The organism is Hydrogenophaga sp. (assembly GCF_026125825.1).
GTDB lineage: Bacteria > Pseudomonadota > Gammaproteobacteria > Burkholderiales > Burkholderiaceae_C > Hydrogenophaga.
On the sequence record NZ_JAHCKK010000143.1, the window covers coordinates 1 to 6,684 of the forward strand.

The following is a 6,684-nucleotide window of genomic DNA, read 5'->3' on the forward strand; positions in this document are numbered from 1 at the left end:
TGAGGCGCACGGGCTTGGCACCCCAGATTTCTTCCAGGCGGTAGTACTGGCGGATCACGGGCTGCATCACGTGCGCCACGGCGGCGCCGCAGTCCACGATGATCCATTCGCCATTGTCTTCACCCTCGATGCGTGGTTTGTCGAAGCCTGCTTCTCGCACAGCATCGCGCACGCTGGCCGCGAGGGCTTTGGTCTGGCGATTGGACGTGCCGCTGGCCACGATGACCCGCTCGAACAGGGGGGAGAGGTGCTCGGTGTTGAAAACCACGATGTCCTGACCCTTGACGTCCTCGAGCCCATCGACGATGGCCCTCTGGAGTCGCTGGATGTCTTTCTTGGCTGTGGTTTCGCTGGTCATGTAGGAGGCTGGTAAAGGTGGTGTTGTGAAATATAGCGTGCGACGGGCTCGGGCACCAGAACATCCAGCGCACCGGTGCTCTGCGCAGGTTGGCCCACGCGGGCGCGCACGGCGGTGGCGCTGATGTTCTTCAGTGGCATGTTGAGCGGTTCGAAGGGAAGATCGACGCTGGAGAGATCGGTTTCGGTGGCTTGGTCGAGCGGAGCATCGGCACCGATGTTGGTGGCCCGGTTGGCCACCGCCAGCGTGGCCAGATCTAGCACTTCCTGCCATCGCACCCAACTCTTGAACGCGAGCAGCTGGTCGGCGCCCAGGATCAGGAACAATTGGGCCAGCGGGTACTCGCGTTTGAGCTCGCGCAGGGTGTCGGCTGTGTAGCTCGGGCCTTCGCGCTGGATTTCGCGCGGGTCCAGCCGAACGTTGGGAAGATCGCCAAAGGCGAGTTCGCACATCGCCACACGGTCATCCGAGGGTGACAGCACGCGCGACTTGTGCCACGCATGGCCCGTGGGCAAGATGTGCAACACATCGAGGCCAAGCTGGTTGAGCGCGGTTTCGGCCAGCGCCCGGTGCGCCCAGTGCGGGGGATCGAAAGCCCCGCCGAACATGCCCACACGCCGGGGTGGCGAGTTGGCGGCCATCAGATCCAGTCCTTGCGCACCAGGAACTCCTTGTACAGCCGGTCTTCCGGCGTGCCCTTTTTGGTCTTGCGGTTGTAGGCCCAGCTCACCAGCGGCGGCATGGACAGCAGAATCGATTCGGCCCGTCCACCAGACTGCAGCCCGAAATGCGTGCCGCGGTCCCAGACGAGGTTGAACTCCACATACCGGCCGCGCCGGTACAGCTGAAAGCTGCGCTCGCGCTCGCCGTAGGGCGTGTTCTTGCGGCGATCGACGATGGGCAGGTAGGCATCCAGGAAGGCGTCACCCACCGAACTCATCATCGCGAAGCTGCCATCGAAACCCAGTTCGGAGAAGTCGTCGAAGAAAACGCCGCCGATGCCGCGCTGCTCATCGCGATGCTTCAGATAGAAGTACTCGTCGCACCAGGCCTTGAAGCGTGGGTACTTGTCTACGCCGAAGGCATCGAGTGCGTTCTTCGCGGAGCGGTGGAAATGCACCGCATCCTCCTCAAAGCCGTAGTAGGGGGTGAGGTCCATTCCGCCGCCGAACCAGCACACCGGCTCACCACCCGAGGGGGTGGCGGCGATCATGCGCACATTCATGTGAACGGTGGGCACATAGGGATTGCGCGGATGGAACACCAGCGAAACGCCCATGGCCTCGAAGGGCGCGCCCGTCAGTTCGGGCCGATGCTGCGTGGCAGAGGGTGGAAGGCGGGGCCCGCTGACGTGGGAAAAGCCACAGCCCGCGCGCTCGAAGACGGCGCCGTCCTCCAGGATCTGCGTGACCCCACTGCCCTGCAGCGGTTCGCCGGCTGGTTTGGTCCAGCGGTCCACCACGAATCGCCCCCCATCGACCAGCGCCACCGTGGAGACGATGCGGTCCTGCAGATCGGTAAGGTACTCACGCACGAAGGACGTGGGGGTCTGTTGCATGCTCATGCCGGATCAACGAAAAGGGGCCTGGACAAGGGTTGCACGGGGCTGGCAAGTTCGGCATGCAGGCCACGCACGCCCTCGTAGGACGCGGCCATGCGGGCGTAGTCCGCCGCCTCGTCGCCACTCAGGCGAATGAAGTCGGTGACGTTCACCAGCTTGCGACTGTAATCGAGCTGGATCAGAGCCAGGGGCACGTCCGCCCCAAGCGCCACCTGGTAGAAGCCGCTTCGCCATCCCGGTGCTTGCCGGCGCGTCCCCTCGGGGGAGAGCGCGAGCCACAGAAGGCGCCCCTCCTGCCGGTGCTGGGTCATCAACGCCACCATCTCGCCCACCGCGCCGCGAGGCGAACGGCGATCGAGCGGTATGCCACCAAGCCAACGCATCCAGGCGCCCAGCAACGGCACACGGAACAGCGAGTCCTTGCCCCAGAACCGCGCCGGCACGCCGAGTGCCCATTTGGCCAGCAGCATCACCACGAAATCCCAGTTGCTGGTGTGGGGATAGACGATCGCCACCCCCTGCAGTCGAGGAAAACCATCAAAGCGCACCTGCCACCCCAGACGGGACAGCAGCCAGCGCGACAGAGAAGAACCACGGAACCGGACCGCGTGCGGCCCGGGGTAGTCGGCGGAGGGGTTCAAAGTGCGCGGTACCCGATGTCGCGGCGGCACTGCATGCCGTCGAAGTGGATGGCATCCACCACCTCGTAGGCGCGTTGCCGGGCCTCGGCGACGGTGCTCGCCAATGCCGTCACGCAGAGCACGCGCCCGCCGGACACCTGGACCTCGTCCGGCGCGCCGCTCGTGCCGGCATGGAAGACCATGCGATCGGCCTCGTCGGCCGGCAGGCCAGTGATGGCATCGCCCTTGCGCGGGCTCAAGGGATATCCGGCCGCAGCCAGCACCACGCCCAGTGCCACGCGGGGGTCCCAGTCCAGCGCCACGCGGTCAAGCTCGCCGCGCGTGGCCGACAGCAACACCTGAGCCAGGTTGCTGCGCAGGCGCATCATGATGGGCTGTGTCTCGGGGTCGCCCATGCGGCAGTTGAACTCCAGCGTCTTGACCTGCCCGTCCGGCGTGATCATCAAGCCCGCGTACAGGAAGCCGGTGTAAGGAATGCCATCGGCCTTCATGCCACGCAAGGTGGGCAGGATCACCTCGTTCATGGCGCGCTCGTGCACCAGGGGCGTGACCACCGGTGCTGGGGAGTACGCCCCCATGCCACCCGTGTTGGGGCCCTGATCGGCGTCCTTCAGGCGCTTGTGGTCCTGGCTCGTCGCCAGGGCCAAGGCGTGTTCCCCGTCGCACAGCACGATGAAACTGGCTTCCTCGCCCACGAGGAATTCCTCGATCACGACGCGCGCGCCGCCTTCGTTGTGGGCCACGCCGAGGGTGTTGTCGACCAGCATGAAGTCGATCGCCTCGTGCGCCTCAGCGGCCGTCATGGCCACGACCACGCCCTTGCCGGCAGCCAGACCGTCCGCCTTGATCACGATGGGAGCGCCCTCCGCCTCCACGTACGCATGCGCTGCCGCCGGGTCGGTGAAGCTCCGGTACTTCGCCGTGGGTATGCCGTGGCGCTCCATGAAGGCCTTGGAGAAGGCTTTGGAGCTCTCCAGTTGCGCGGCAGCCTTGGTCGGACCGAAGATCGGCAGGCCATGGGCACGGAACTCATCTACCACGCCGGCCGCCAAAGGAGCTTCCGGGCCCACCACCGTAAGGGCAATGCCCTGCCCTTGCGCCCAGGCACGAAGCTCGGCCTTGTCGGTGATGGCCAGGTTGGTCAAGACCGGGTCGCGGGCGGTGCCCGCGTTGCCGGGCGCCACAAAGACCTGCTGCACGCCTTCGGCCTGGGCCAGCTTCCAGGCCAGCGCATGTTCGCGGCCACCGCCGCCAATCACGAGTACTTTCATCCGGGCTGACCCTTATTCGCCGATTTCGGCGTTGTGGAACACGTCCTGCACGTCGTCCAGATCCTCCAGCACGTCCAGCAGCTTCTGCATGCGTGCGGCGTCGTCGCCCGTCAGCTCGACGGTGTTCTCGGCCCGCATCGTGACTTCGGCCACCTCGGGCTTGAGGCCGGCGGCCTCCAGCGCGTTGCGCACCGCCTCGAACGCCACTGGCGAGGTCAACACTTCGATGGCGCCATCACCATCGCTGATCACATCGTCCGCCCCCGCCTCGAGCGCGATCTCCATGACCTTGTCCTCGGACGTGCCCGGCGCGAACACCAACTGGCCGCAGTGCTTGAACTGGAACGACACCGAGCCGTCGGTGCCCAGGTTGCCGCCATACTTGCTGAAGGCGTGCCGCACCTCAGCCACGGTTCGCACGCGGTTGTCGGTCATGGTGTCGACGATCACGGCTGCACCGCCAATCCCGTAACCTTCGTAGCGGATCTCTTCCAGGGCCTGGCCTTCCAGGTTGCCGGAGGCCTTGTCCACGTTGTACTTGATGCGGTCGGCCGGCATGTTGGCGGCCTTGGCCTTGTCGATGGCCAGCCGCAGTCGGGGGTTCATCGCGGGGTCGCCGCCACCCTGCCGGGCCGCCACGGTGATCTCGCGGATCACGCGCGTCCAGATCTTTCCGCGTTTTTCATCCTGGCGACCTTTGCGGTGCTGAATATTTGCCCATTTGCTGTGTCCGGCCACGAAATTGTCCTTTTGCCCGTTCTGGCTTTGATCTAATAAGCCCGCGATTTTACGTTTTCACCCGAACCGCCTTCCCTGAGGAACCCTTGCCATGGCCGAACCGATGCTGATCGCCCAGAACGCCACCACCACCTGCCAGCTGTTGCCGGGACTGGCCAACCGCCATGGCCTGATCACCGGCGCCACCGGCACGGGCAAGACCGTGACCCTTCAGACCCTGGCCGAGCAGTTCTCGAACATCGGCGTGCCAGTGTTCATGGCCGACGTCAAGGGGGACCTCTCTGGCATCAGTCAGCCGGGCAGCTTCGGTGAAAAAATGAGTGCTGTCCTGAGGGACCGAGGCATCTCCCCACCGCCCTCCCAGGCCTGTCCAACCACGCTGTGGGACGTGTTCGGCGAGCTGGGCCACCCGGTGCGCGCCACCATCAGCGACATGGGTCCGCTGCTGCTCGCGCGCATGCTTAACCTCAACGACACCCAGGCCGGCGTGCTCAACCTGGTGTTCAAGATTGCCGACGACAACGGCCTGCTCCTGCTCGACATGAAGGACCTGCGGGCCATGTTGCAGCACATCGGCGACAACGCCAAGCAATTCACCACCGAGTACGGCAACATCAGCGCGGCCAGCATCGGCGCCATCCAGCGCGGGCTGATGCAGGTGGAACAGCAGGGCGGCGACAAGTTCTTTGGCGAGCCCATGCTCGACATCAGCGACTTCATGCAGACAGTGGACGGCAAAGGCGTGATCAACGTGCTGGCGGCCGACAAGCTGATGAACGCGCCGCGCCTGTACGCCACATTCCTCCTGTGGATGCTGTCCGAGCTGTTCGAGACCCTGCCCGAAATCGGCGACCCGGACAAGCCCAAGCTGGTCTTCTTCTTCGACGAGGCCCACCTGCTCTTCAACGAAGCACCCAAAGTGCTGATCGAGCGCATCGAACTCGTGGTGCGGCTGGTGCGCTCCAAAGGGGTGGGGGTGTATTTCGTGACCCAGAACCCGCTGGACATTCCCGACAGCGTGCTCGGCCAGCTGGGCAACCGCGTGCAGCACGCGCTGCGCGCATTCACGCCCCGGGATCAAAAGGCCGTGAAGTCCACCGCCCAGACCATGCGCCCCAAGGCGGGGTTGGACATCGAGGCCGCCATCACCGAGCTGGCGGTGGGCGAAGCCTTGGTGAGCCTGCTCGACCCCAAGGGCCGGCCGACCGAGACCGAGCGCGTCTTCGTGGTGCCGCCAGGCAGCCAGTTGGGCCCCATCACCGACGCCCAACGCCAGCAACTGAGACAGAACTCGCTGGTGGCGGGTGTGTACGAAAAAGTGGTCGACCGCGAGAGCGCCTACGAGATGTTTGCCCAGCACGCCGGGAAACGGGGCGCCGAGGACTCCGCCGAAGCGCCCTCAGCCCCGAAAACGCCCCGCATTCCGGGCGCGGACAGGCAGCAGGGCCCCGCGGAGAGCGGCGGCGGTTTCGGCAACATGGTCAACGAAGCGCTGTTCGGCCGCACCGGCCCACGCGGAGGGCAATACGACGGCCTGGTGCAGACCATGGCCAAGACCGCGGCCCGCAGTGTGGCCAGTGGCTTGGGCCGTCAGCTCGTGCGCGGCATGCTCGGCGGCCTTCTGGGTGGCAGCAAGAAGCGCTGATCCGGTGATCGGCCCAGAAAAAAGGCCCGGGATGACCGGGCCTTTTTCATTCTGACGCCCAGCGCGATCAGCCAGCGGTGGCCTCTTCGGGCTTGGCCTTGCCTTCTTTCTTCGGCAAGGGCTGAATGTCGAGCATGACTTCCTGCGTTTCCTTGCCTGCCTCGTCCTTCTTGGTCTCGATGTCGACGGTCAGGCGCCCACCTTCGGTGAGTCGGCCGAACAGCAGCTCGTCGGCCAGGGCCCGGCGGATCGTGTCCTGAATGAGCCGCTGCATCGGGCGCGCGCCCATCAGCGGGTCGAAGCCCTTCTTGGCCAGATGCTTGCGCAGCGCGTCGGTGAAGGTGACCTCGACCTTCTTCTCGCCGAGCTGGCTCTCGAGCTGCAGCAGGAACTTGTCGACCACGCGCAGGATGATTTCCTCGTCGAGCGCGCGGACCGACACGATCGCGTCGAGCCGGTTGCGGAACTCG

The 6,684-nt window shown here is 65.4% G+C and carries 7 protein-coding genes and 1 pseudogene; 1 reads left to right on the top strand and 7 read right to left on the bottom strand.

Features of this window, described 5'->3' with window-relative positions; all coding sequences use genetic code 11:
- The 6 genes from rsfS to KIT86_RS23550 all read right to left on the bottom strand — a co-directional run.
- Window positions 1–358, bottom strand: a 358-nt coding sequence (gene rsfS / locus KIT86_RS23525) for a ribosome silencing factor (RefSeq protein ID WP_297402918.1), incomplete at its 3' end; no start/stop codon positions are given.
- Complete coding sequence (gene nadD, locus KIT86_RS23530) at window positions 355–999, bottom strand: nicotinate (nicotinamide) nucleotide adenylyltransferase (RefSeq protein WP_297402920.1); 645 nt, start codon at window positions 997–999, stop codon at window positions 355–357. The genes rsfS and nadD, both read right to left, overlap by 4 nt.
- Window positions 999–1,916 (bottom strand): oxygen-dependent coproporphyrinogen oxidase, encoded by a 918-nt coding sequence (hemF, locus tag KIT86_RS23535; RefSeq protein WP_297402922.1) that lies wholly within the window; start codon window positions 1,914–1,916, stop codon window positions 999–1,001. The genes nadD and hemF overlap by 1 nt, the downstream gene beginning before the upstream one ends.
- A 2-nt stretch (window positions 1,917–1,918) precedes the next feature.
- On the bottom strand, window positions 1,919–2,560 hold the full coding sequence (locus KIT86_RS23540; protein ID WP_297402925.1) for a 1-acyl-sn-glycerol-3-phosphate acyltransferase: 642 nt from the start codon (window positions 2,558–2,560) through the stop codon (window positions 1,919–1,921).
- Window positions 2,557–3,831 (bottom strand): phosphoribosylamine--glycine ligase, encoded by a 1,275-nt coding sequence (gene purD / locus KIT86_RS23545; protein WP_297402927.1) that lies wholly within the window; start codon window positions 3,829–3,831, stop codon window positions 2,557–2,559. The genes KIT86_RS23540 and purD overlap by 4 nt, the downstream gene beginning before the upstream one ends.
- Window positions 3,832–3,843: 12 nt before the next feature.
- Entirely contained in the window at window positions 3,844–4,569 is a 726-nt protein-coding gene (locus tag KIT86_RS23550) for a YebC/PmpR family DNA-binding transcriptional regulator (RefSeq protein WP_297402930.1), read from the bottom strand.
- A gap of 91 nt (window positions 4,570–4,660) precedes the next feature.
- Between KIT86_RS23550 and KIT86_RS23555 the strand changes: the two genes are divergently transcribed.
- Window positions 4,661–6,214: a helicase HerA-like C-terminal domain-containing protein gene (locus KIT86_RS23555; RefSeq protein ID WP_297402932.1), complete on the top strand. Its 1,554-nt coding sequence runs from the start codon at window positions 4,661–4,663 to the stop codon at window positions 6,212–6,214.
- 67 nt (window positions 6,215–6,281) lie between these two features.
- On the opposite strand, the pseudogene clpA reads toward KIT86_RS23555, so the two are convergent.
- Window positions 6,282–6,684 (bottom strand): annotated as a pseudogene (gene clpA, locus KIT86_RS23560) (ATP-dependent Clp protease ATP-binding subunit ClpA); the annotation flags it as partial.

What these genes read in the sequence shown, in the direction of transcription:
- nadD (WP_297402920.1), bottom strand. Translation starts at nt 999, where the DNA reads ATGGCCGCCAACTCGCCACCCCGGCGTGTGGGCATGTTCGGCGGGGCT.
- KIT86_RS23555 (WP_297402932.1), top strand. Translation starts at nt 4,661, where the DNA reads ATGGCCGAACCGATGCTGATCGCCCAGAACGCCACCACCACCTGCCAG.
- hemF (WP_297402922.1), bottom strand. Translation starts at nt 1,916, where the DNA reads ATGCAACAGACCCCCACGTCCTTCGTGCGTGAGTACCTTACCGATCTG.
- purD (WP_297402927.1), bottom strand. Translation starts at nt 3,831, where the DNA reads ATGAAAGTACTCGTGATTGGCGGCGGTGGCCGCGAACATGCGCTGGCC.